The organism is Paraglaciecola marina, from assembly GCF_004360155.1.
GTDB lineage: Bacteria > Pseudomonadota > Gammaproteobacteria > Enterobacterales > Alteromonadaceae > Paraglaciecola > Paraglaciecola marina.
The window spans coordinates 86028-111349 of the sequence record NZ_SAIS01000009.1 but is presented as its reverse complement, the minus strand read 5'-3'; the positions used below and the strand labels follow the sequence as shown (position 1 = coordinate 111349).

19 protein-coding genes are annotated in these 25322 nt (G+C 38.3%); 8 read left to right on the top strand and 11 right to left on the bottom strand.

The window, feature by feature from the left end; all coding sequences use genetic code 11:
• Positions 1 to 2 precede the first annotated feature (2 nt).
• A complete protein-coding gene (locus EOK74_RS13680) occupies positions 3 to 434 on the bottom strand; it encodes a hypothetical protein (RefSeq protein WP_133470585.1) in 432 nt (143 codons plus the stop codon).
• Positions 435 to 437: 3 nt separating this feature from the next.
• Positions 438 to 1676, bottom strand: a complete 1239-nt coding sequence (locus tag EOK74_RS13675) for a porin (protein ID WP_166638772.1) — start codon at positions 1674 to 1676, stop codon at positions 438 to 440.
• Between the two features lie 353 nt (positions 1677 to 2029).
• Between EOK74_RS13675 and suhB the strand changes: the two genes are divergently transcribed.
• Complete coding sequence (suhB, locus tag EOK74_RS13670; RefSeq protein ID WP_133470583.1) at positions 2030 to 2803, top strand: inositol-1-monophosphatase; 774 nt, start codon at positions 2030 to 2032, stop codon at positions 2801 to 2803.
• Positions 2804 to 2906: 103 nt separating this feature from the next.
• Here suhB and EOK74_RS13665 read toward each other — a convergent pair whose 3' ends face one another.
• The 5 genes from EOK74_RS13665 to tgt form a co-directional block, all read right to left on the bottom strand.
• A complete protein-coding gene (locus EOK74_RS13665; RefSeq protein ID WP_133470582.1) occupies positions 2907 to 5804 on the bottom strand; it encodes an insulinase family protein in 2898 nt (965 codons plus the stop codon).
• Positions 5805 to 5967: 163 nt separating this feature from the next.
• Entirely contained in the window at positions 5968 to 6909 is a 942-nt protein-coding gene (secF, locus tag EOK74_RS13660) for a protein translocase subunit SecF (protein WP_133470581.1), read from the bottom strand.
• Positions 6910 to 6919: 10 nt separating this feature from the next.
• Positions 6920 to 8764: a protein translocase subunit SecD gene (gene secD, locus EOK74_RS13655; RefSeq protein WP_133470580.1), complete on the bottom strand. Its 1845-nt coding sequence runs from the start codon at positions 8762 to 8764 to the stop codon at positions 6920 to 6922.
• A gap of 56 nt (positions 8765 to 8820) precedes the next feature.
• Entirely contained in the window at positions 8821 to 9156 is a 336-nt protein-coding gene (gene yajC / locus EOK74_RS13650; RefSeq protein ID WP_133470579.1) for a preprotein translocase subunit YajC, read from the bottom strand.
• 44 nt (positions 9157 to 9200) lie between these two features.
• Positions 9201 to 10319 carry a tRNA guanosine(34) transglycosylase Tgt gene (gene tgt / locus EOK74_RS13645; protein ID WP_133470578.1) on the bottom strand — a complete coding sequence of 373 codons (1119 nt, stop codon included), beginning with the start codon at positions 10317 to 10319 and terminating at the stop codon, positions 9201 to 9203.
• Positions 10320 to 10636: 317 nt separating this feature from the next.
• Here tgt and EOK74_RS13640 point away from each other — a divergent pair, with 317 nt between their 5' ends.
• Entirely contained in the window at positions 10637 to 12325 is a 1689-nt protein-coding gene (locus EOK74_RS13640) for a methyl-accepting chemotaxis protein (protein WP_133470576.1), read from the top strand.
• 29 nt (positions 12326 to 12354) lie between these two features.
• Here EOK74_RS13640 and queA read toward each other — a convergent pair whose 3' ends face one another.
• Positions 12355 to 13410: a tRNA preQ1(34) S-adenosylmethionine ribosyltransferase-isomerase QueA gene (gene queA, locus EOK74_RS13635; RefSeq protein WP_133470575.1), complete on the bottom strand. Its 1056-nt coding sequence runs from the start codon at positions 13408 to 13410 to the stop codon at positions 12355 to 12357.
• 273 nt (positions 13411 to 13683) lie between these two features.
• Between queA and EOK74_RS13630 the strand changes: the two genes are divergently transcribed.
• Complete coding sequence (locus EOK74_RS13630; protein WP_133470574.1) at positions 13684 to 17124, top strand: PAS domain-containing hybrid sensor histidine kinase/response regulator; 3441 nt, start codon at positions 13684 to 13686, stop codon at positions 17122 to 17124.
• A 36-nt stretch (positions 17125 to 17160) separates the two neighbouring features.
• Here the strand turns inward: EOK74_RS13630 and EOK74_RS13625 are convergent, their stop codons facing one another.
• Both EOK74_RS13625 and acs read right to left on the bottom strand, forming a co-directional pair.
• On the bottom strand, positions 17161 to 17820 hold the full coding sequence (locus EOK74_RS13625) for a response regulator (protein ID WP_133470573.1): 660 nt from the start codon (positions 17818 to 17820) through the stop codon (positions 17161 to 17163).
• A gap of 125 nt (positions 17821 to 17945) precedes the next feature.
• The gene (acs, locus tag EOK74_RS13620) at positions 17946 to 19886 is read right to left on the bottom strand and encodes an acetate--CoA ligase (protein ID WP_133470572.1); all 1941 of its coding nucleotides are present in this window, start codon (positions 19884 to 19886) and stop codon (positions 17946 to 17948) included.
• A gap of 171 nt (positions 19887 to 20057) precedes the next feature.
• Between acs and EOK74_RS13615 the strand changes: the two genes are divergently transcribed.
• On the top strand, positions 20058 to 21221 hold the full coding sequence (locus tag EOK74_RS13615) for a DcaP family trimeric outer membrane transporter (RefSeq protein WP_166638771.1): 1164 nt from the start codon (positions 20058 to 20060) through the stop codon (positions 21219 to 21221).
• Between the two features lie 787 nt (positions 21222 to 22008).
• Here EOK74_RS13615 and EOK74_RS13610 read toward each other — a convergent pair.
• A complete protein-coding gene (locus EOK74_RS13610; RefSeq protein ID WP_133470571.1) occupies positions 22009 to 22314 on the bottom strand; it encodes a DUF6471 domain-containing protein in 306 nt (101 codons plus the stop codon).
• Between the two features lie 186 nt (positions 22315 to 22500).
• On the opposite strand from EOK74_RS13610, the gene EOK74_RS13605 reads away from it, so the two are divergent.
• From EOK74_RS13605 to EOK74_RS13590, 4 genes are read left to right on the top strand one after another with little or no spacing between them, the layout of a single operon-like run.
• A complete protein-coding gene (locus tag EOK74_RS13605) occupies positions 22501 to 22890 on the top strand; it encodes a YjfI family protein (RefSeq protein ID WP_133470570.1) in 390 nt (129 codons plus the stop codon).
• A gap of 26 nt (positions 22891 to 22916) precedes the next feature.
• Complete coding sequence (locus EOK74_RS13600) at positions 22917 to 23597, top strand: PspA/IM30 family protein (RefSeq protein ID WP_133470569.1); 681 nt, start codon at positions 22917 to 22919, stop codon at positions 23595 to 23597.
• A gap of 26 nt (positions 23598 to 23623) precedes the next feature.
• On the top strand, positions 23624 to 24682 hold the full coding sequence (locus EOK74_RS13595) for an ion channel (RefSeq protein ID WP_133470568.1): 1059 nt from the start codon (positions 23624 to 23626) through the stop codon (positions 24680 to 24682).
• Positions 24675 to 25322: a YjfK family protein gene (locus EOK74_RS13590; RefSeq protein WP_133470567.1), complete on the top strand. Its 648-nt coding sequence runs from the start codon at positions 24675 to 24677 to the stop codon at positions 25320 to 25322. The genes EOK74_RS13595 and EOK74_RS13590 overlap by 8 nt, the downstream gene beginning before the upstream one ends.

Here is a 25322-nt window from a genome sequence, read left to right as displayed (position 1 = left end):
ATTTAATTTATTGTCATTACGATTCTAACACCTTGCATATTATCAATTTCTGACTCCGGAATGTATCCAATCGCAGATTCTTTAGCACTCACAAACCTTGTTACTAAACGATGAGGCTTAATTTTCACTTCATTTTGAATGGTATTGTTCACAAAACGATTAGACCAATATCTTTGACTCGATATAGGTGACATATTCAATACTTCTTGGCAAAATTTTTCTCTAGCTTCAGATTTTACAGGCAACTCGAACACTAAAATTTCAGTACCGTCAGACCAAACAGAGTTTTTATCTAAGTAGATCAATTTAACCATTTCAGGACTTATTATGTCGGTATTTTTTTCGTTAACTACTACATATACAGTCTCTGAAAAAGCGTTTTCAGAAAAAAAGCATAAAAACATAATAAATGTGAGTGATTTAAGCTTTCTCATAGTCTAGTTCCCCAAATACGTGGAGATTGAAAAGGTATAAAAACCGACGTCATCAACTGAAGAATTTCGATATTGGTTTCTGTGATATTCACCTTTAAGCGTAATTGCTTCATTAAGATGGAAGTTTACAAAAATCGAATTTCTTTTAACTGAGTTTTTACCAAGGTTGTTTTCATCATAGTAATCATAGCGATAGCCGAGATCCCAATCGTTCAAGTGGTACTTAAACTGAGCGTAGTACCCCTCTCTATCATAATCAAGAACTTCATCGGAGAACTCGAGGTTAGCAAGGGCATATTCACCTTGAACAGAAATATTATGATAGCGAGCTTCTAAGTGGTATCCATATGCAAACTTATCGGCATTGCCATTAGCGCTATCTTCGTTGTCATTATATAAGGTAAAACCAAGGTTAAATTCATCCCATATAGGTAGTTGTATTCGCCCTCTAAAACCTGTCGCCTTATTACTGTTAAGGTCTTTTTTACCCGAAATAGAAGACTCTCCATTTCCTAGAAATATATTATAATCAACACTAATTGAGTCGGTTAAAAATTGGCGCCCATAGCCAGACACTCCATCCACAAACTGCGGAAAAATACGGAATATGTGCATAGGGCGTTCTTGGGTGGCAACAAAAGGTGGATAATGATCTTCTGACCAAATTCCCGCAGGAGAGAAAAAACGACCAACCCTCACATTTAACGCTTGACTATAATTCCAGTCAAAATTTACTGCTTCAACGAAAATAGTTCCTGAAGCCTCATCCAAGTCTCCAGAACCATCATTTACACCATCAAATTTGGGCGCATCTTCGTATTCTATCTCAGAGAAAAATTTGAATTTATTATCAAATTTTCTAGTAAAAAAAAGAGACAAATGATGCATTCTAAACTCTTCGCTGACCCCTGGAGTATCGGACCCTTTATACTCAACATCAGCATAGCCTGCGACTTTCATTCGGTATTCGTCTTTTTTACTTAACTCCTCTATCAAATAATGCTGCTCCTCTAGCTCCAATGTCAAATCACTGATTGAACGATTAATATCCTCATCATCAGATTCATTCTTTACATCAAGCTCAGTTCCTACCGAAGCCTCAGATAATAGCTTTTCAACCAGGTTTTCAAGTTGCTGTATACGTTTCTCGAGTTCTTCAACAGTATTTGCCGAGGCATTAAATGAACTTAGAATTAACATTGTAATCAAGCAGTTACTTACAACAAATTTTATTCTATTCATATAGTCACTCGGATTAAAAATCTCCCTAACTTCAACCATAACCCTAAAACTTTTTATATCCTAACAAAACCTAGTTAAATATTAATCGATAACCCGAAACTTACTATTAGACTTTAGGTTTATTACCAGCCCAATAAATTATTAAAAAAGCTATATTTAACTTAGGTTTATACTCTACTTCAACACACTATTTTTAGATTATTACGCTTATTAAACCCTTATATCAGTTGTCAATGTTGCTAGTAAAAGGCTTATCACTCTGGTAAACTGCGCGGCGATTTTTTGTGCAACTGTTTATATTTTTTTATACAGCAGCTGTCTACTTACTGTTCTTTTAAAATTGGTGGTTAACTATGCATCCTATGCTGAATATAGCGATCCGTGCTGCGCGGACGGCAGGCAACATTATTGTTAAAGGGTTTGAAAATCAAACTGATTTGATGACAGAAGCAAAAGGCGATAACGATTATGTTACTCGTATTGATAAAGAAGCCGAACAAGCAATTATTCATAAAATTAAGCAATCTTACCCTGAGCACAGCTTTGTGGGTGAAGAAGGGGGGGTAGTTGAAGGTGACAACGACTTTAAATGGATTATTGATCCATTAGATGGCACTACCAATTTTATTAAAGGTATCCCTCATTTTGCTGTATCTATTGCTCTTATGCATAAAGGTAGACTTGATCAAGCGGTAGTTTTTGATCCCCTTCGTGGTGAACTGTTTACTGCCAGCAAAGGTGCGGGTGCACAGTTAAACGGTTTTCGTATTAGAGCAAGTAAAGCTAAAGAGTTAAGTCAAACAATTCTAGCCACTGCCTTCCCATTCAAAGCAAAAGACACACTACCAGAGTACCAACAGAGCTTTAGTAAGATATTTATGCAAGCGGGTGACATTCGTCGTTCAGGCTCTGCCGCGCTAGACTTAGCCTATGTTGCTGCAGGTCGTTACGACGGGTACTGGGAGCGTGGCATTAAACCTTGGGATATCGCTGCTGGAGAGTTATTGGTTCGTGAATCAGGTGGCTTAGTAACCGATTTTGCAGGGGGGAATGACCCAATGCATAAAGGTGAAATAGTGGCAGGTAGCCCTAAAATCGTCCAAACTTTAGTAAAACACTTAAAATAAAAAAACAGAAAGGCGAGTTATACTCGCCTTTTTCTTTATATCTTCAATAAGCGACTGAATATTAATCACTATTAAGGTAATTAAACAAATTACTGAGAGAGGTTTAATTGCTTAATGCTTGATGAAAGACATCCACATTCGTTATTGTTTCTGAGCCTTCCAATTCAATAAAGTTTTTATCTGCAAAATTATGTCCACGCATTTGTACTAGCACTCGCCCAAATTCGGCACCTTCTTGCAAACGTTTATAAATTGCAATGACATCGTCTAATGTCACTTTTTCCAACTCTTTGATTAATCTCTGCTTACTATCAAATGTCCACTTTTGATCACGCCAATCTTCGATAAACTCTGCCATTTCCTGAGATAGATTTTTAGCGGGTTGATTAAGGGTTACTAAAATGCCATGCACTGTGGTGGTAAAGGTTTCTGGTGTCACTGCGGCAAGTTTAGATACAAACTCCTTACGGAATAATTCAATACGTTCATGTACTTCAACTAATCCTTTTGCAGGTGATTGAATATAAAAACCGAATAGCATTTGATCTCGCCAAGTCTCGCCAAAAAAATTAACAGCATAAGCTAACTGCTCTTCTGTTCTGATTTGTTTAAATAATGCTGGTCGTATCAACTGAGACAACACACGTGCTGCAGCTAAATCAGCGGAGTTCAAAGGCGTTAAATAAGCATCAATTAACCCTACATCCGGTATATCTAAGTCCTCTTTCCAGCTATAAATACTTCCTGGTAAAGGATGTAAAGCCGGAGTTTGGTAAACCTCAGAAATATCCCGCTTATCTGGCAGCACGGCTAACACTAATTCAGCCAATGCTTTAACTTGCTTATCGGTATAGTTTCCATAAGCAAAGACTCGCAAGTTAGCTTTTTTCAGCAATTGCTCTCGAAACCATTTTAGATCGGCTGGCGAAATGCCATTTACCTCGGCCAATAATGCATTGTCGCTATACCCATCTAAATTCACTATTTCGCTAAATTTAGGAAATAGTTGGTTGAGTAGAATTTGCTTCTTACTACTTTCAATATCAGATATAAAACTCGCTTTAATGTTGTCTAAATCTGCAGCACTAATGTCAAAGGAAAGTATTTGTTGCAATGATTGAGTTACTAGGTCACCTTGTTTATCAGTAAAGCCGCTCACTGTAAGTGACAAACCATTATGTAAGCTAGTATTCAGCCCCATACCTGCTGCCCCTGCTTCAGACTGCAACTCAATTAACTGTTGGCTTAATGCTCTGCTTAATAGGCTTGCTAAAACATGATTTTTTGCACTTATTTTAGTAAAGCCGCTATTTAATTCGAATGATATCCGACCTTTAGGTTGTTTAAACAGTGCCGAGTGCCCTAAATGAACCGTATAACCCTTTTCGTTAACTAACAATTTAGGTTTGTCTATATAAGCTATTTCAGCAAGATCAAAGTTTTCAGGCATTAAGGTGTTTGCCCTAGGTAAACTTAAGTGGAATTGTGTCCCATATTTTCGCCATGTATCAATATTTTCGTCAGTAATATCTTGCACACTATACTTACCTGCAAAATACTTCATTTCAATGTCTGCAGGTTGCGCTTTATCTATATAAAAAACACGAGCATTATCTAAAGTTAATTGGTTTAAAACATTTTGAATCGCCACAGCATTGAAACGTTGATATTCATACTCACTACTTAATACATATTCAGTTGGTATGTGCTGTAGGTTTGCTGATATCTGCATTGCATAGTTGTAGTCATTAGTTTTCTCTTTGAAACGAAAGTCGTTACTTAACGATTGCTTAATTTCATTGAAATATAGTGGGTTGACTCCTTGTTCCCGCAGTAAGCGTAAATATCTCACTACTGCACCCATTACCTTGTCTCTGTTTTGAACACCTGTTTCGGTGAGATCGATGTACAAAATAAAGCTACCTGAGCTACCATATTCACCGGCCTCGTAAGTTGAATATACAGCTTCACTAAATCCTGCATCACGTAACTCTGACGCTAACGTACCTGGCATTTCATTCGCCATTAGATAGTTTACGTAACCGTTAGGTTTTACTGCAAATTCATGTGCGTTATTTTCAATAACAAAATGCAGACTTAACTGTTTCATATCAGCTTGTGGCACATAATGAACTATCTTTTTTAGTTGCTCGGCAGTTGCTACCGGTACATTAATAGTTGGTTTAGGGGTGTGTTTATTTGGAATTTTAGAAAAATGACGTTTTGCGAGTAACTTCATTTCAGCAATTGACAAATTACTAATCATGGCGGCTTTCATCAAGTTTGCCGAATAATAACGGTTATAAAAGTCTAATAGAGCATCTTGAAGTTTTTGGTTTCCGCTATCTTTAAGAGATTCTAAATTCCCCCAATTAAACTGCGATATAGGGTGCTCAGGGTTTAGTGTTTTCCCTTCTAGCTGTGCAAGTATCACCCAATCGTTTGGACTTTTCATAGTCCATTCTGAGTGCACAGCATTGCGCTCTTTATCAGCGTATTCTTCATTTAATAATGCCTCATAAAAAAATCCACTAAATCTAGATAAGGCTTGGTCGTAGGCCTCATTATTTACCGCTACCATAAAATTAGTATGATCGAGCTCTGTATAGGCATTTTGGGTTCCGCCATTTAAGGTAACAAATTCGCCATACCCCCCCACCTCTGGGTAGGATTTGGTACCCATAAACAACATATGTTCTAAGTAGTGAGCCAAACCACCGAACTCTTTGGGTTCTTGAAATGAACCGACAGCCACACTTAGAGCCACCGCTGACTTTTCAATATCTGGATCGGATACCAATAAAAGTTGTAAGTCGTTATCTAAAACAATAGAGGTATATTCACGATTATCATTAGGACTTTTTACGATATGGTGTTGCACCTCAGGCTCACTTGAAACCTGTTGATTTTCATTTTTATGTTTAGCGCCACAAGCTGAAATTAACAAGCTAATACTCAAAACTATCGCTGAGCCAAACTTGTATTTTTCGGTTGATATCATGTTTTTCCTAACTAAGACATTGGTAATTTCAGCATTAAAATATACCTGATTAACAGAGAATAAGCGCTACTTATACAGTTATAAACTGGGTGTTATCACTTACTGAAATAAAAAAACCAGCAATCAGTGCTGGTTTTTAGTTTTGTATTTTTCTAATGAGGGATTAAACCACTGCGTCTTGATCGGCGCCTTCTTTCTCTACTTCAGTAGGCATTAAGTCTTCTTTACTAATACCTAGTGTTAACGCAACTAAACTAGCAACATAGATAGATGAATAGGTACCAATTAACACACCAAACAACAAGGCTGTTGCGAAACCATGAATGGTCGCACCACCTAAAAAGAATAAAGCTAGCAATACTAAAATAGTGGTTAGCGAGGTTATTATGGTTCGATTCAAGGTTTGAGTAAGAGATGTATTAATTATGTCTTCTGATTCACCCTTACGGATCTTACGAAAATTCTCACGGATCCTATCGCACACTACAATCGTATCATTGAGTGAATAGCCAATAACCGCTAATACAGCCGCTAATACGGTTAGATCAAACTCTAATTGAAACACAGAGAATAAACCCAGAGTAATAATAACATCATGAGTCAAGGCTGCCACTGACCCCAGCGCAAAACGCCATTCAAATCGCATCGCAACATAGATAAGTATGCAAACTAAAGCCACTAACATAGCTAAACCTCCCTGCTCTGTTAACTCTTCACCTACACTTGAACTAACATAAGAACTACCACGCATTTCAGCCGTATCATCAGCTTCTTTCAATACTTTAAGGGCTGCATCACCTAACTCAGCCGGTTTAACCCCGTCACGTGAAGCTAGACGAATCAATACATCAGTACTACTGCCAAAGTTTTGAACCACCGCATCTTTAAAATCAGACTGTTCTAATACTTTACGGATTTCTTCTAAGTTTGCGGTATTCTCATAACCCACTTCAATTTGCGTTCCACCGGTAAAGTCTAGACCCCAGTTAAGTTGATTAACTGCTAGTGACACTAGTGAACCAATAAGCAACAAAATTGACAATGCCGCCGCTGGTTTTTTTAATGCCATAAAGGCAACGGTTTCTTTCATATTTAATAATTGCATGGTTTTGCTCCTAAATAGACAACTTGGTTAGACGTTTTCCGCCCCACCATGCATTAACAATGACTCGAGTCACCACAATGGCAGTGAACATCGAAGTAGCGATACCGATCATTAAGGTGATAGAGAAACCTTTTATAGGACCCGTACCAACGGCAAATAGTATCAAACCAACAAGGAAGGTTGTAATGTTCGCATCAAGGATAGTTGAAAATGCACTATCGTAACCATGATGTATAGCCTGCTGGGGGCTTCTGCCTTCTTTTATTTCTTCACGTATTCGCTCGAAAATCAGTACATTGGCATCTACCGCCATTCCCACTGTCAGCACAATGCCAGCCATTCCCGGTAAACTCAGCGCAGCACCAGGGATCATAGACATAATGCCCACTATCATGACTAAATTAAGGGTTAATGCGATATTTGCAACAACGCCAAATTTTTTATAGTAAGCCAACATGAAAACAAGCACTGCCACAAAGCCCCAAATAATGGCCTGCATACCTAAATTAATATTTTCTTGGCCTAAACTTGGCCCAACAGTACGTTCTTCAATAATTTGAATAGGCGCAATCAATGCTCCAGCTCTAAGTAATAATGCTAAGTCATGGGCTTCTCTAGGGGAGTCTAATCCCGTGGTTTCAAACTTATTACTGAATACCCCATTAATAGTCGCCACGCTAATAACACGACGCTTTTCTTCAAAAATCAGTTTGTCATTCTCGTCACGTTCATCCGTAGCTTTATATTCAATAAATACCACGGCCATAGGTTTACCTACCGCTCTTTTAGTGAAATTAAGCATTTGAGCTCCCCCCTTAGAATCAAGAGAGATCGACACTTTAGGCATACCGTTTTGGTCAACACCACTGTTGGCATCAATAATAGAGCTACCTTTTACTATGACCTTTTTCTTCAATAATTGAGGACCACCTTTTTCATAAGATAATAATTCTGAACCTGCAGGAACCCGTCCATTGATGGCGTCACGGACATCATGTTCAAGATCAACTTCTCTATACTCTAAAGTAGCTGTCGCATTTAATATCTCTTTTGCTTTTGCTGTGTCTTGAATACCTGGTAACTGAACCACAATGCGATCGGGGCCTTGTTTTTGAACCGTTGGCTCTGCAACACCTAATTGGTTTACCCTGTTACGGATTATCGTGATATTTTGCTTTACTGCGTAATCACGTGTTTCTAGTAATTTTTGCTCTGACATCTTGACCAGAAGAACTAAGTCACTTTTATTGCTAAACACAAAGTCACGATTACGATTTTTTAGGAAAAATTCAGCTTTATCTAACTTTTCTTCATCACGAAAATAAATTTCAACTCCATCGTCAATCTGCTTCACAGTGCGGTAACGAATGCCTTCTTCTCTCAGAGCTGATTTAAAATCACCCACCATATCTTCATAGGATTTCGACAAAGCAGATTTCATATCTACTTCCATCAAAAAATGTACGCCACCACGTAAGTCTAACCCTAGTTTCATCGGAGTCCCCCCTAAGGACTCTAACCATTTTGGAGTATCTGGAGCCAAGTTCATGGCAACGGAATAATCATCACCTAGGGCTTTTTCAATGGTCTCACGGGCGATTAGCTGGGTATCCGAATCAGGAACACGAACTAAGATTTGTTCGTTTTGTAACACAATGCTTTTACTTGGAATATTTGCTGACTTTAATTCAGCTGAGACTTTGTCTAAAGTAGCCCCGTCAATTACCGCATTACTACTAGCAGAAATTTGTACCGCATGATCTTCGCCATATAAATTAGGTGATGCATATAAGGCACATATACCAACAACTATGACAACCGCAAAGTATTTCCACAGCGGAGTTTGATTTAACACAAGACATTCCTTCCGTTTTTCAATAAAAAGGGGCCAAAGCCCCTACAACTAAAGCTTTATATAGCTTTCATAGTACCTTTAGGCAATACAGCCGATATGGCAGACTTTTGTATAACGATATTAGTACTATCGTTTAAGCCAATCTCAATAAAATCTTTGTCTTCTGATACCTTGGTAATCTTACCAACCATGCCACCTTGGGTTAACACTTCGTCACCTTTACTTAAAGAGCTTACTAAGTTTTTATGCTCTTTCACACGTTTCGCTTGTGGGCGATACAACATAAAGTAAAAAATTAAGCCAAACACACCAAGCATGATCAACATTTCAAAACCACCACCGGCAGCTCCACCAGCATCTTGCGCGTAAGCATTCGATATAAATAAACTCATAAAATCCCCTAAACTCTGTTAATTATTAAAATATTAAATACCCGTTACTCTTTTAATTCGGGTACTGGTAATCCTTTTTGGGCGTAAAACTCACTAACAAAACAATCTAAGTCGTTAGCTGCAATTGCATCACGTAATCCCTGCATTACACGTTGGTAATAACGTAAATTGTGTATGGTATTAAGACGAGAGCCCAATATCTCATTGCACTTATCCAAGTGATGTAGATATGACCGAGAATAATTTTTACAAGTGTAACAATCACATTTATCGTCTAAAGGCCCTGTATCAGTCTTATGAACAGCATTACGAATTTTTACGATTCCATCAGTAACGAACAAATGTCCATTACGAGCATTTCGAGTTGGCATCACACAATCAAACATATCAATACCGCGACGCACTGCTTCAACTATGTCTTCTGGCTTACCCACCCCCATTAAATAGCGTGGTTTGTCTGCAGGAATTTGTTCAGTAGTATGATCAAGAATTTTAATCATTTCGTCTTTTGGCTCACCAACCGATAAGCCTCCGATAGCATAACCATCAAAGCCGATATCTTCTAAACCTTGCAGAGAAACATCTCGTAAATCTTCGTACATTCCACCCTGAATTATCCCGAATAAAGCCGAAGGACTATCGCCATGCTCCGCTTTACTGCGCTTAGCCCAGCGCAACGACATTTCCATAGATACTCTTGCTTCACTTTCTGTAGCAGGATAAGGCGTACACTCGTCAAAAATCATGACTATGTCTGACCCAAGATCCCGTTGAACTTGCATAGACTTTTCTGGTGTTAGAAGTATTTTTTCACCATTAATTGGAGAACGAAAAGTCACCCCTTCTTCAGTGATCTTACGCAGGTCACCCAAACTGAAAACTTGGAAACCACCAGAGTCAGTCAAAATTGGCTTATCCCAATGCATGAAGTCATGTAAATCACCATGCTGTTTGATGATTTCAGTACCCGGCCGTAACATCAAATGAAAGGTGTTACCTAAGCAAATATGCGCGCCGGTTTCATCTAGTTCCTCAGGAGTCATCCCTTTAACAGTACCGTAAGTACCTACAGGCATAAAAGCAGGAGTTTCTACTACACCACGCTCAAATACCAATCGACCGCGACGAGCTTTGCCGTCTGTATTGTCTAATTCAAATTTCATTTATCTCTCTCTGCTTACCGGAAAACAGTCCGATGGCGAACAAGCCCTTCAAAACAAACTATATTTCATTCTGATCAGCTAAAAAATTTGCGAGATTATATACGAATCCCTTCCTGGTTTGAAAACTATATAACCACTAAATTTTATCCGGTTTCTAAATTAACCAATAATATTGCGATATATACTTAACGATGACCATACTGAGCAAAATAACTAGCTAACCATACTTACTTAAAATAATTAAGCTTGCTTTCGAATAGATTTGTATTATTACTAGAGGTAAGGTTCAAAATATCAAACAAAGGCCATCTTACCTTATGCTTTTAAATAAACTTTCGATTCGCAATAGACTTTTAACGACATCAATTCTGCCACTTGTCATTACATGCATCGCACTCTTATCTATCATTTATGTTCAACTAGGCAATCTGATAGAAACGGAGAAGGCGTCGGCGACACAACTAATTACTAAGACTAAAAAGACAGAGCTTAAAAATATAATTGATTTAGCTTATCACTCTATAAAACCACTATATGAAGGAGGAGGAAGTAGAGAAGAAGCGGTTCAAATAATGCAACGTATGGAATTTGGGGAAGATGGTTATATCTTTGGTTATGATGGAGATTCAACACGTATTTTTAGTGGAACAAGTAGTGCAGGAATTGGCAACAGCTATCGCGACTTTAAAGACATAAACGGTGTATTTCTTATTAATGATTTAGTCACAGCTGGTCGCAAAAACAAATTAGGAGACGGTAATGAGTTTGTTACCTATCACTTCGCAAAGCCCAATGAGACAGTGGCCTCACCTAAACTATCCTATTCAATATTTTTAGAAAAATGGGACTTAATGATTGGTGTCGGTATCTATGTCGATAGTATTGAAAAAGACTCTGCTATTTTTGAAGTGCACGTGGAAGAAGTTAGTAACACACTACTAACCTCGGTTACTGTAATATCCATTATTCTGATTTTTCTTATGGTGGCTGTAAGCTTATTTATTGTAAGTTCCATATTAACCCCACTCAATACAGTTTCGGAATCCATTCGTCAACTGAGTGCCGGTAATGGAGACCTAACACAGAGAATTCCCGTTCAAGACAAGTTTGAAACGGGTATTCTCGCAGAGAATCTAAATTCATTTTTAAAAACCTTACAAGAAGATATAAAGCACATTTACAATGTAGCATTGGATGTTGATTCAGAGACCAATTTATTAGTAGAGCAAACAGACAATATTAAACTTCTTAGCACCCAACAACAAACATCTGTTGAGTCAGTAGCATCTGCTACGACAGAAATGAATGCCTCCTCAAATGAAGTATTAGTTAACGCTAAAACTGCATCTGATGCCGCCAACGCAGCAAACAGTCATGGTAAAGATGCACTAGATCAGATAGAGAAAAGCAGTAGCGAAATGGGTGAGCTGATTATTGAAATCAAAAAAGCCCATGGTATTGTGGAGGACGTAGGTGGTGATGTTGAAAATATCGGCACCATTTTACAAGTGATTGAAAGCATTGCAGAACAGACTAACTTACTAGCATTAAATGCCGCGATAGAGGCAGCTCGAGCAGGAGAACAAGGACGAGGCTTTGCTGTAGTAGCTGATGAAGTTAGAAATTTAGCAAGTAAAACTCAAGGTAGCACAGAACAAATTCAACAAATGATTGCCAAACTCCAAAGCAACTCTAAGTTAGCTGTTGAGGGGATGCAGCGCAGCATGACTTGTAGTTCAGCCGCTGAACAAAGTGTATCTCAAACGTCAACTACTCTAAGCGATATCGTAGGTTCAATAAGAAAAATTACCAATATGAATTCAGAAATTGCGAATGCCGCAGAAGAACAAAATCAAGTTGGTAATGATATTGGAAAACAGATAGTAGAAATATTTACTCAAACATCAGGTTTAAACGATATAATTGAGCAAAATAATAAAACATCTGACAATTTACGTGAGAAAGCAAATGAACTAGACAAAATTGTTAATCAATTTAAATTGTAATTAGTTCTAACAAGTTGAGAGTCAAAAGCCTATTTATCTATGGCTTTTGCTCTCTCTAAAAACATAGCATCTCCATAACTAAAAAATCGATACTTGTGCTCGATTGCCTGTTGATATGCAAAATCAATATTTGCCTTACCACAGAAAGCACTTACCAACATCAGTAAGGTTGATTCAGATAAATGAAAGTTAGTTAACATAGCGTCAACTAGCTGAAATTCGTAACCCGGATAAATAAAGATATCGGTGTCACTGAAGAATGGTTGTAGAGGCTTACCTAATTTTAATGAGGCTTGCGCTGCAGACTCAAGTGAACGTACCGAGGTGGTACCCACTGCTATTACTCTTTTACCCTCGGCTTTAGTGGCTACGATAGCATCAACAACCTGTTGCGAAACCTCTGCATATTCAGAGTGCATTTGATGCTCAAAAATATTATCTACTCTAACAGGCTGAAAAGTGCCTGCCCCAACGTGTAAAGTGACGAACTCAGAATTAACCCCTTTGTCTTTAAGCTGCTGTAAAATCGCTTCATCAAAATGCAAACCTGCAGTAGGAGCGGCAACAGCTCCAGGGACCTGGTTATATACAGTTTGATAGCGCTCTTTATCAGACTCTTCATCTGGCCTGTCGATGTATGGTGGGAGCGGCATATGCCCATATTGCTCAAGCAATGCTAACACTGTTTCCTCATTAAGAAATTTCAACTCAAATAAGGCATCATGACGTTGCACCATTTCAGCTTTTAGGTGATTTTCAAGAATTAGTAGTGTCCCAACTTTAGGTGATTTACTGGCTCTGACATGTGCCAATACCCTGTGTTGGTCTAGCACCCTCTCCACTAATACTTCTACTTTACCGCCAGACTCCTTTTGCCCAAGCAAACGAGCCGGTATCACTCTAGTATTATTAAAAATTAAAAGGTCGCCCTCATTAACTAGACTGACTATGTCGCTAAATTTTTTATGGGAAACAACTCCACTGTCACCATCTAGGTGCATCAAACGACTTGCTGTACGTTGCTTGGTAGGGTACCGAGCTATAAGTGCTTCAGGTAAATCAAATTGAAAATCAGATAATTTCATAAGGTTCTCGCCATTAAATCGTCGTGCATTTTACGGTGATGTGTCGTGTAGCTCAAGATGTCTCTATTCAAGGTGTAAAAAAGCTGAGTATTTGAGCTCTGTTACATTTAGGGTATGAAACACTCATTTTCCTGAGTCAAAACTGAAATAGCCAGTTTATGCAATTTATTGTTTAGAGATCAGACCATAGTCTTATAGTTAACAAAACCTCACTAAAGGTATGGTAAAGTTCTCTAAGCCTTTGGTTAACAATCGTTTTCATAGAGAAAATAAATGGCATTTGGTTGGATTATATTAGCGTTAACCTACTTAGTTGGGTTGTTTTTTGTAGCGAAATGGGGAGAAAAGGGATCTCCCTTAGCGACAAAGCTTACTTCCCATCCGGTTATATACTCTCTTGCATTAGCAATTTATTGTACTGCCTGGACATTCTTCGGTGCAGTGGGCGAAGCCGCCCGTAATACATGGCAATACCTTCCAATATTACTTGGACCAATAATAGTGTATCTATTTGGTTATCGGTTTATATTTAAGCTTACTCTCGTTAGCAAAAAACAACATATTACAACTATTGCCGACTTTATTTCCTCACGATATGGCAAAAGACAATTAGTTGCTTTATTAGTCACTATAATCGCTTTATTGGCCACAATCCCGTATGTGGCATTGCAACTAAAAGCCATTGGTGCAGCTTTCCAGATAGTAACCAAACAAGAAAATAGTGAGCTTATAGTAATGTTAGCCACTGGTTTTATTGCCTTATTTTCTATTTATTTTGGTACCCAACGAACAGATGTCACAGAACATAGGCATGGTTTAATCTTGGCAATAGCACTGGAATCGTCTTTGAAGTTGGCAGCATTAGTTGGAGTTTGCTTTATTGGCTATCGCTGGTCGATATCCGTGGATCAAGAGACGTTTAAAAATACATTAAAAAACTTTAACGATATTAGCGACTTTGGCTCATTTTCATTTATTGCTCAAACTGTAATGGCGGCAGCAGCTGTGGTTTGCTTGCCACGTCAATATCATATTGCCGTCATCGATAACCTTAAATTAAAGCACCTTAGAACGGCTCGATGGCTATTCCCATTGTACTTGGCTATTACTGCCGCGGTTATTCCCATCATTGCAGCTTCAGGGCAAACCATTTTAGGTGATCAAGATCCAGACACTTACGTCCTTAGTTTAGCAATGGCATCTGACACTATACTCATTCAAGTGCTGGTATTTCTAGGAGGTTTATCTGCAGCCACGGCTATGATTATTATCGCTACCCTTACCTTGAGTACTATGATCACCAATGATGTCATCATGCCTAAAATTTTGTCCAAACCACATAATGAAGACACTTCTACTAACACCAGTAAAAATTATGCGAGTGTGATTTTAATTGTAAGGCGTTTAGTTATTGGGTGTTTATTGCTACTGGCATATATTTATCAACAACAGATGACCGGAAGTCGCTCATTAGCTTCCATAGGATTAATAGCTTTCTCTTTAGTCATACAGCTTCTTCCTGCCATTGTGGGTGGATTATATTGGAAAAAAGGCCATGCACATGGTGTCTATGCCGGTTTATTGAGTGGTTTGTTTACCTGGATATTGTGGATTATCTTACCTTTAAGTAACGAGTTGGCTAATGACACTTTACATTCTGACGCCATCAGTATGGTAGCTCTCCTTAGTCTAAGCATTAATACATTTGCCTATATTGTTTTCTCGTATTTTGCCCCAGACAGACTGATTGACCGCTTGCAGTCTCAGGCATTTGTGTCTCCTCGAGAGGGACAAGTAGACGAATCAAAAAAAAGGCAAACCTTAGCAACAGTAAGTGATTTATCAACTCTACTTTCAACCTTTCTAGGTGAACCACGAACTCAAAGTTTGTTAGTAGATTTTGAACGCCGCAGTGGCATACAACTAGATTGGCAGAAGCCACCTCAACCCGACTTTTTAATGTTTTGTGAAAAAGCTCTAGGAGGAGTTTTGGGGAGCTCAAGTGCTAAACGGTTAATAGATAGTGTACTAATTGGTAAAAAACTCAACTTTGAAGAAGTGGTAACATTTTTCGACGATACCACCCAAGCTATCCAATTTAATGCTTCAGCACTTTTCACTTCTATCGAGAATTTAGAACAAGGGATAAGCGTAATAGATAAAAATCTTAATCTAGTAGCGTGGAATAAACGTTATTTGCAGTTGTTCGACTACCCAGACGATTTAATAAGTGTCGGTACTCCTATAGAGAAAATGGTCTATTTTAATGCCGTAAGAGGTGAATGTGGTATTGGTGAAGTAGAAACTTTAGTTAAAAAACGAATCGATCATTTAAAAGCAGGCCACCCTCATAAATTTGTGCGCCAACGTAGCGATGGAAAGATGATTGAGATGGTCGGTAATCCTCTGCCTGGTGGCGGCTTTGTAACTAGTTTCGCAGACATTACTTCACATATCGAGATTCAAAAAGCACTAAAAGAAGCCAATATAAATCTGGAAAGAAGAATTGAGCGACGAGGCCAAGAAGTACAAGCAATTAATGCCGAGCTTAGATTGGAAATAGACCGCCGAGCGCAATTGGAACACGACCTAGTCAAGGCCAAACAAGCAGCAGAAGAAGCCAATGCTAGTAAAACGCGTTTCTTAGCTTTTGCTAGTCACGATGTGTTGCAACCTTTAAATGCTGCAAAACTTTATTTATCAGTTTTAGATGAAGCAGATGTGGCCAATGATGTAAGAGAGGTATTAAATAAACTAAATGACAGCGTTATTTCGAGCGAAACCTTAATCGCGACTTTATTAGATATAGCCAGACTAGATCAAAATGAGTTAAGTATTAACAAAGAGCCCATGTCTTTGAGGATGTTGCTTAGCCCATTAATCGATGAATTTTCAATGAAAGCAAAAGAGCAAGGATTAGACTTTCGGACTCGACTTACTGATTGTTGGGTCACATCGGATAAAACATCATTATATCGAATTGTACAGAATCTGTTATCTAACGCTATTAAGTATACTAATACAGGAAAGATACTAATCACGGCTAGAATTCGCACCTCAACTGATGGTGACCCATCAGTATTACTGCAGGTCTGGGATACTGGAATAGGTATGGCCAAATCTGAACAACAAAAAGTATTTGACGACTTTTACCGCGTTACAGAACATCTAGTACAAGGTGTAGGGCTAGGTCTAGGCGTGGTATCTAGATTAAAAGAAAAACTTGATATACCCATCACACTTCGCTCTAAACTAGGAAAAGGAAGTTGTTTTTCAATAATCTTACCCATAGCAACACCTCAACCTTTTTCACCAATCACATTACCAGCCGTTAAAACCGACTTAGCGAAATTAAAAGTATTGTGTGTTGATGACATAGCAGAAAATTTAGATGCAATTTCAACCCTATTTGAGAAGTGGAATATTTTAAATAGCTGCGTACAAACTACGTATCAAGCCATAACAATCGCAGCCAAATTTGAACCCAATGCTCTTTTGGTGGATTACCAATTATCAGATTCAGAAAATGGCTTACAGTTAATCGCGAAGCTAAGAGAGCGAATGGGTAAAGCTTTGCCAGCCATTTTAGTGACAGCTAATCGAGAACAAAATTTACTGCAGCAATGTAAACAACAAGGAGTGGAATATCTCAGTAAACCTATTAAACCCGCTAAATTACGTGCTTTATTGAATAGCTTTAAAACTAAAATATAATACTCAAAACATTTTACGGTTCTTTAATAACTAAACTTAGTGATGACAGTTAGTTGGGCTAGGCGGCTCTAATTGTAATTGTGAGGCAATTAACACGCCTTGGGTACGATTATTTATAGACAATTTTTTAAACACTTCTGTAACGTGTGCTTTTACAGTTGCCACTGCTATTCCTAACTCATAGGCAATTTGTTTATTTAACAAACCATCACGCATCAAACATAAAACCTTGTACTGAGCTGGAGTTAATGTGGCTATTTTAGCCGCTAACTCTGTAAATGCATCATCTTGAGAATCAAGTTCATTGACTAATGTGTCAGGCACCCAAATATCACCTTGTAGAACTGTTTCTACGGCCTTGGCAATATCTTCGGAACTTGTAGTTTTAGGTATAAAGCCCATAGCACCAGTGTTTAGTACTTTGGAGACAATATCTTTATTTTCTAAACCTGAAATAATCATCACCGGCAAATCTGGAAACAACTTTCTCACATGAATTAATCCAAATAAGTCCTGACTTCCTGGCATGTGTAAATCTAAGAGCAATAGGTCAACCTCTGTGCTTTCAATGATTTTTAATGTGTCAGCGAGAGAGCCAGCCTCTAATAGTGACAGTGATTGTAAAGAACCATTTAAAGCCCCTTTAAGAGCATCTCTATAGAGAGGGTGATCATCGGCAATGAGCAGTGTATACATGATATCGCGATTATTTTTGTTAATAATTAGTTATTGAAACAGTATAACCGATACAAATCAATAACATCACTTGATATTAATCTATATCGGACTAACTAATAAAAATAAAAAACAAAAATGGGTGATTAACGGACTAAGCGATTCTCGATTAAGTTATCAACCACACTAGGATCAGCCAGTGTCGAAGTATCGCCTAATTGAGAATGTTCATTGGCAGCAATCTTACGCAAAATACGGCGCATAATTTTACCTGAACGAGTTTTAGGTAACCCTGAAGTCCACTGCACTAAATCCGGAGACGCTATTGGGCTAAGTTCTTTTCTAACCCATTTGATCAGTTCTTTCGTTAACTCTTCTGTAGGTTCGATACCTTCAACAGGACTTACATAAACATAAATGCCCTGCCCTTTAATATCATGTGGATATCCAACAACTGCCGCTTCGGCAACTGCCGAGTGCGAAACCAAAGCACTTTCAATTTCAGCGGTACCTAAACGGTGTCCAGAGACATTTAACACATCATCAACTCGGCCTGTTATCCAGTATGTGCCATCTGCATCTCTACGAGAACCATCACCAGTAAAGTAAGCATTATCGAAGGTGCTAAAATAAGTTTGAATGAAACGTTCGTGGTCTCCATAAACAGTACGTGCTTGTGCTGGCCAACTATCCTTAATGATTAAATTTCCTTCAGCTTCACCCGTTAATTCTTTGCCATCACTATCTACAAGCGCTGGCTGAATACCAAAAAATGGTGTACTTGCAGCCCCTGGTTTTAAGTCAGTGACGCTTGGTAATGGTGTCATCATTACCCCACCAGTTTCTGTTTGCCACCAAGTATCTACTATTGGGCATCGACCTTTACCGATAGTTTCATAATACCAATGCCACGCTTCTGGGTTAATAGGCTCTCCAACAGAACCCAACAATCTCAATGAATCACAACTGCTGCCTTCAGCTGGAAAATCTCCATGGGCCATTAAAGCACGTATTGCTGTAGGTGCTGTATATAGTATGTTTACTTTATGTTTATCTACAACTTGGCATATACGTCTCACATCGGGGTAAGTCGGTATACCTTCAAATAATAATGTAGTTGCGCCATTTGCCAATGGACCATAAACCATATATGTGTGACCCGTAATCCAGCCTACATCAGCTGCACACCAATATATTTCTCCTTCTCGATAGTCAAATACATACTTATGAGTCATGGAAGCATACACTAAGTACCCTCCAGTGGTGTGCACCACTCCTTTTGGGGTGCCTGTTGAACCAGATGTATAAAGAATGAATAAAGGGTCTTCAGCATTCATTACGGTAGGCTCACAGTTGAAACTGCAACTATCGGTTAAAGTCTTCCAATCAATATCTCTGCTTTGTTTTTCAACATCACCACCTGTATTTTGAAAAACAACAACATGTTGAATGCTTGGACATTTGTCATCTTGTAGAGCTTCATCTACGTTCACTTTAAGTGGCACAACGCCACCGCCTCGGCGTCCTTCATCAGAAGTGATCACAACTTTTGCATCACAATCATTAATTCGGTCTGCTATAGCGTTTGGTGAAAATCCACCAAAAATGATTGAGTGGATGGCCCCTATACGTGCGCAAGCTAACATTGCATAACTGGCTTCAGGGATCATCGGCATATAAATCGCCACTCTGTCGCCTTTAGTCACTCCTAATTTTTTTAAGCCATTAGCTAATTTACATACTTCATTATGCAGTGTTTGGTAGCTAATATGCTTATCTTGGTCAGGCGTATCTCCCTCCCAAATGATGGCAGTTGTGTTAGCCTTTGTTGGTAAATGCCTATCTATACAGTTGTAACTAAGATTTAATTCCCCATCTTCAAACCACCTTATGCTCAGGTTGTTTTTGTCAAAAGAAGTATTCTTAATTTTAGTTGGAGCTTTAAACCAATCAATTGTTGCTGCTTGTCTACCCCAAAAAATATCAGGTGAGTCGACTGATTCTTGATACATCTCTTGATATTTTTCTGGCGTGAGATGAGAGCCTATTTTTGCCTGTTCTGGCACTGGGAAACGAGATTCAGTCATAATTTTTATTCCAAACTTGAATTTATTTGCTAATACTTTAACCGCACTACTTAATTTCTACATGAGACTTTGGTCTTATAGACCAACAGCCTATATGCAAACCTTAATAAATCGTCCAATGTTAAAACAATGATAAAACAATGTTAAAACAAATATCGTAAGGAAAAAACAATGAAACTAAAAAGAGTGTTACCAGTAGCAGTTGTAATATCAAGTTTAGCGGGCGCTGCCCAGGCTAATGTATTAGAAAAAACCAATGTCAAATTTAGTGGCTATATAAAAGCCGACGCCATGTTTAGCTCATATAGCGATGGTACCTTGTCTTCTGGCTCTATTGGCAGAGACTTTTACATACCTAGCCTTACTCCGACAGGTGGCACTGAAGAATCAACACAATTTGACGCACACATAAAACAAAGTCGGTTTCGCTTTACTACTGATACCGCACTTGCAAACGGTAAAAAGCTTTCAGGCGTGTTGGAGTTTGATTTTCACGCCACTGCAGGCGGAGATGAGCGCATCAGCAACTCATATACGCCACGGATTCGACATGCATTTATTAAATATGACAATTGGTTGATTGGACAAACATGGTCAACCTTTCAAGACGTAAGAGCCTTACCTGAAAGTGTTGACTTTATTGGTGTTACCGACGGTACCATTTTTGTTCGTCAAATGATGGTTAGATATACATCAGGAAATTTTGAAATTGCAGCAGAAAACCCTGAAAGTACCATATCAAACTACCAAGCCAGCGGACGAATAGTATCAGACGACAATGCATTTCCTGATATTACTGCAAGATACACATTTAAAGGGGATTGGGGGCATTTTGCGGTAGCTGGTTTAGCCCGTCAATTATCTTACATTAACAAGCAAGATGGCACAGATATAGACACTTCTGAAACTTCGATGGGCTTGAGTCTGACCGCTAAATTTAAACTAGGCCAAGATGATATTAGATTAATGGCTAATACTGGTAAAGGATTGGGAAGGTACTTAGGCCTTAATGTTGCTAATGGGGCTATTCTTAATGAAGATAACGAGTTAGAAGCCATAGATTCTACTGGTTTCACTGTCGCCTATCGTCATATTTGGAACGAAAAATTTCGAAGTAATTTTATGTACTCAGCATTTAATGCTGACAACGACATGAGCTTAAATGGCTCTATTGATCCAATAAAATCCACCTTAAGTGCCCGCGTTAACTTAATGTACTCTCCAACAAAGGAGCTCACATTAGGGGGCGAATATGCATACGCTAAGAAAGAACTTGAATCAGGAAGTGATGGAACAATGGGACGAATTCAACTAACAGCAAAATACGCTTTTTAAAACTTAAACAGTAAACTTAATTAGCATCTAAATTAGGACAGCTCATATTTGGGTGCTTTTTTATACCTTTAGTTTACTCTACATACCCTTTTTCGATTGAAGTTTGACTTGTGTGGATTACTATTTACGCACAGTTTTATTGATGTTTCTCCCAAAACTGCTCTTTGCCTGAATGATAATTTTATCTGTTCGGGCTTTTTTTTACATTACCAAAAACATTTGAAATATCCTCCAGTTAAACACTAAAAATTACCATCGATTTCGATAGTTAAACTCATTACCTTTTATAAAAACATTATAGCTTTGTTTAAGTTTATATACCTATGGTTACAGGGGCATACCCAAATTAGATTGCAGTTTGGGTGTGCTGAATTAATATAACTTTACAGTTTTTATTGACGTTTCTTCCAAAACTGCTTTTGCCCGAGTGATGTCATCATCATTTCGGGCTTTTTTTACCAAAACAAAAAATTCCTACAAACTCTTGCATATTAGCTCCCAATCAATATTAAGAAGACTAGGAGAATCCAAGTTGTCTAATTTAGAATTCAAAGACTTACCAAATTTACCATATGGTATTCTTTATTATACCTATAGTTAACCCAAGATACCCAATTTTAATTGCGGTTTAAGCAAGCTGATTTATTATTAACTTACAGTTTTTATTGACGTTTCTCCCAGAACTGTTCTTGTCCGAGCCCTGCTCGGACTTTTTTTTAGGGGGTAACCTTTCAAAAATTAAACATTAACTAAAAACAAAATTTTAAACATGCTTCAAAGCTTTCACTTATTCAAGTGGGCTTCCTAAATCAGCAAATATATCTAAAATATCATCTCGCTCGATTCTTCTCATATTAAGCACATACATGATTTGTAACAACAAATCTGCTCCCATAATCCCTTTATTGACTTTATTTCTAAGGTTGTCTGCGCTTTGATGTACCCCTATAGTAGACAATCTATCGCTGAGGTCTTGATACTTAGTACCACGTTTCGACATTTCAGCTTTTAGAATACGCTGTACCAGCTGCCGCCAATCTCCAGAATGAGATGCAGTGACATGAGAATTTTTTGCGTCATTTTGACTAGACATATTAAACACCAAACAGAACAAACGTGAGTTATAATTTACATTCAAAACAAATAAATATCAAATGTTGATAAAAACAATTTGACTAATTAACTTTATAATGGCTACACTATGCCCGTGTTTAAAGAAAGATGCACCGGTATATAAACATCAACACATTATAGTCATTAGCCTGATAGGAGAATATCCATGACTTGGGATCTTAACCAACTTGAGACCCTTTTAGCTGACAACCAAGATTTGGTTGTGACTAGAGAAGAAAACTGTTTATTAATAGCCAATAGTGATGGCATTGATGCTTGGCTCGCCATTAGCGGGGAACAAATATTGGTAGAATCGTTATTGTTTGCAAAATCTGAAGTCAAAGATGCTGCAGTATTAAACGAAGAAATATTGAAAACTCACATGATATTTCCATTAACCACAGTCGGAATTTCACAGGTAGCAGGTGATGAATATTACACTGCATTTGGCTCTCTAAGCTCTCAGTCAAAAGCAGAAAGCGTCATTATTGAGTTAACAACATTATTTCAAAATGTCGAAGCATTTATAGATGCTTATGAAGGCCATTTGCAATAAGTTTTGTAAAAATTAGGAGAAATAATATGTCAGTTTGGAGAAAATTAGTCACTGCAGTAAAAGGCGGTGCAACTGAAGCTGCTCAATCAGTAGTTGATAGCCAGGCAATTCGCATTCTTGAACAAGAAATCCGTGATGCTAAAGATGAGTTACGCAAATCAGATCATGCTAGAACTCAGATTTTAGCGAAATGTAAACTTGCGCAGCAAAAAGTAGATAACTTACAAAGTTCAATTGAGCAATATGAAGCACACGCTCGCAAAGCGGTAGATAGCGACCGTCAATTAGCATTAGATTGTGCCCAAAAAGTTAGTGATTTGCGTGCAGAGCAAGATGGCGAGCAAAAATATCTAGATCAATTTAAACTATCTGAAAAACAATTAGCTACAAATATTAGCCAAGCAAAGTCTAACCTTAAAAGGTTGGAACAACAGGTTGATATGGTAAAAGCTACTGAGTCAGTTCAAAAAGCACAGGTAGCCGTGTCATCTAGACATTTAGGGGCTAACAGTAAAATGAAAACTGCTACTGAGTCCTTATCAAGAATTCAGGAAAAGCAGAACTTACGTAATGCTGAATTACAAGCAGCTGAAGAATTGGCAAGTGAAGAGTCTAGCGATGACCTATCTAAGCGATTAGCAGAGGCAGGTATAGCAGGTGGCACAACATCAGCAGATGATGAACTTAGTCGCATATTAGGTAAGTAATAGCTAGATATATCAATAAGGCGAATATGTTTCCAAAGTTTCGTAAGTTGTTGGTCAGAGTCTTCGCCGAGATGCGCTGGTACACTGTTGTACTAGCGCTTCTTTTTTATGGGGTAACTAGCTGGTTATTACTCTTTTTTGCTGGAGAGCAAGCCTTAACCCAACCCGTTGATTTTATATATTGGTTGGTGGTAACAGGCTCTACCGTTGGCTATGGAGACTTATCTCCAACCACTACTTCTGGCAAGTATATAGTCTCTATTTACATCATACCTTTAGGGTTAAGTATATTCGGTTTGGTATTAGGGCGCATTGCCGCTTGGGTATCAGAGCAATGGCAAAAAGGAGCAAGAGGATTGAAGAGTCTTGACGTTGAAAATCACATTTTGGTTTTAGGTTGGAACGGGCCTCGTACCATTCGCCTATTAGAACTTTTAATTCGCGAACGCTCTTCCATAGAAGATAATCCTGACATTGTATTATGTGTTCGAGCCAACATAACCAATCCATTACCTGATCAGGTTGAATTTGTGAAAGTTACAACCTTTAGCAACGATGTGGATATGGACAAAGCGTGTATCGCTAACGCGGGCGTGGTTATCATGGATAATCCAGAAGACGACTTGACCATGACAACGGCTCTATACTGTAGTCAACGCAACCCAGAAGCTCAGATGATTGCCTACTTCAATGATGAAAGCTTAGTTGGCCTGTTACAAAAACATTGCCCTAATGTTGAGTGCACACCTAGTGTCGCGGTTGAGATGCTAGCTAAGTCCGCGTTTGATCCCGGCTCCAGTGTATTGCATCATGACCTACTAGATGTCAATCTAGGGCAAGCTCAATATTCATTACGTATTCCTGACGATGTCCCTCCCTTAAAAGTTGAAGGTATTTTTCAAGCCTTAAAAAGCAATTATCAGGCAACCTTAATTGGTATGGCTAGGGGTAATGATAAATTGAAAATTCAAGTCAACCCTGACTTAGATACCACCCTTTATTCGGGTGATAAAATATATTACATAGCGCATCAACGCATTAATAAAGTGCGATGGCAACAATTTGTTGAGGCAAATAATGTTTAGTAAATTATTTGGTAAAAAAAATAAAACGACTAAGCCTAAGGCACCTGAAATAATGGGCTTATATTTGGGCGGTTCTTTTGAGCTAGATCCCCTAAAGTTAAGATTGTTAGAGCCAAGCCTAACCATTGAAAAAGCAGCAACACACCACTTTATTCAAGCAGTGGGTGAGGTAAACCTAGATACCGGAGGTAAAATCCTCAGGTTTTACACTGATGATGATGCATATCTGCAAGTCATACTTGATGGTGGCGATACGGAAAACCACATAACAGATGTAAAACTTTGGTACTTTTACGAAACAAAAACCATTGGCTCCGAAGCGCAGTGGAAGGAAACTTTAGCCTCAGGTTTATCTAAACCATTTTATAACTTAGCAGGTGAAAGCTTTAATAGAGTTTGGGATGCGGTTGGCGAAGAATCTCCACCAGTGGCTATGACTGAAAAAACCTATGAAGAAGACGGCGACACTAGCGAAACAGATCAATTTGTGATGCTTTATGAAAGAGACGCCTCAGACGACGAAGTTGAAACATTACTAGTGTGCGCTGAAGAAAAAGTAGTAAACAATAATTTAGACCGCTGTTTAGTGCTAAGTACAGGCTTTAATATCGGACAAGCAGACATTACTATTAACGGTTAA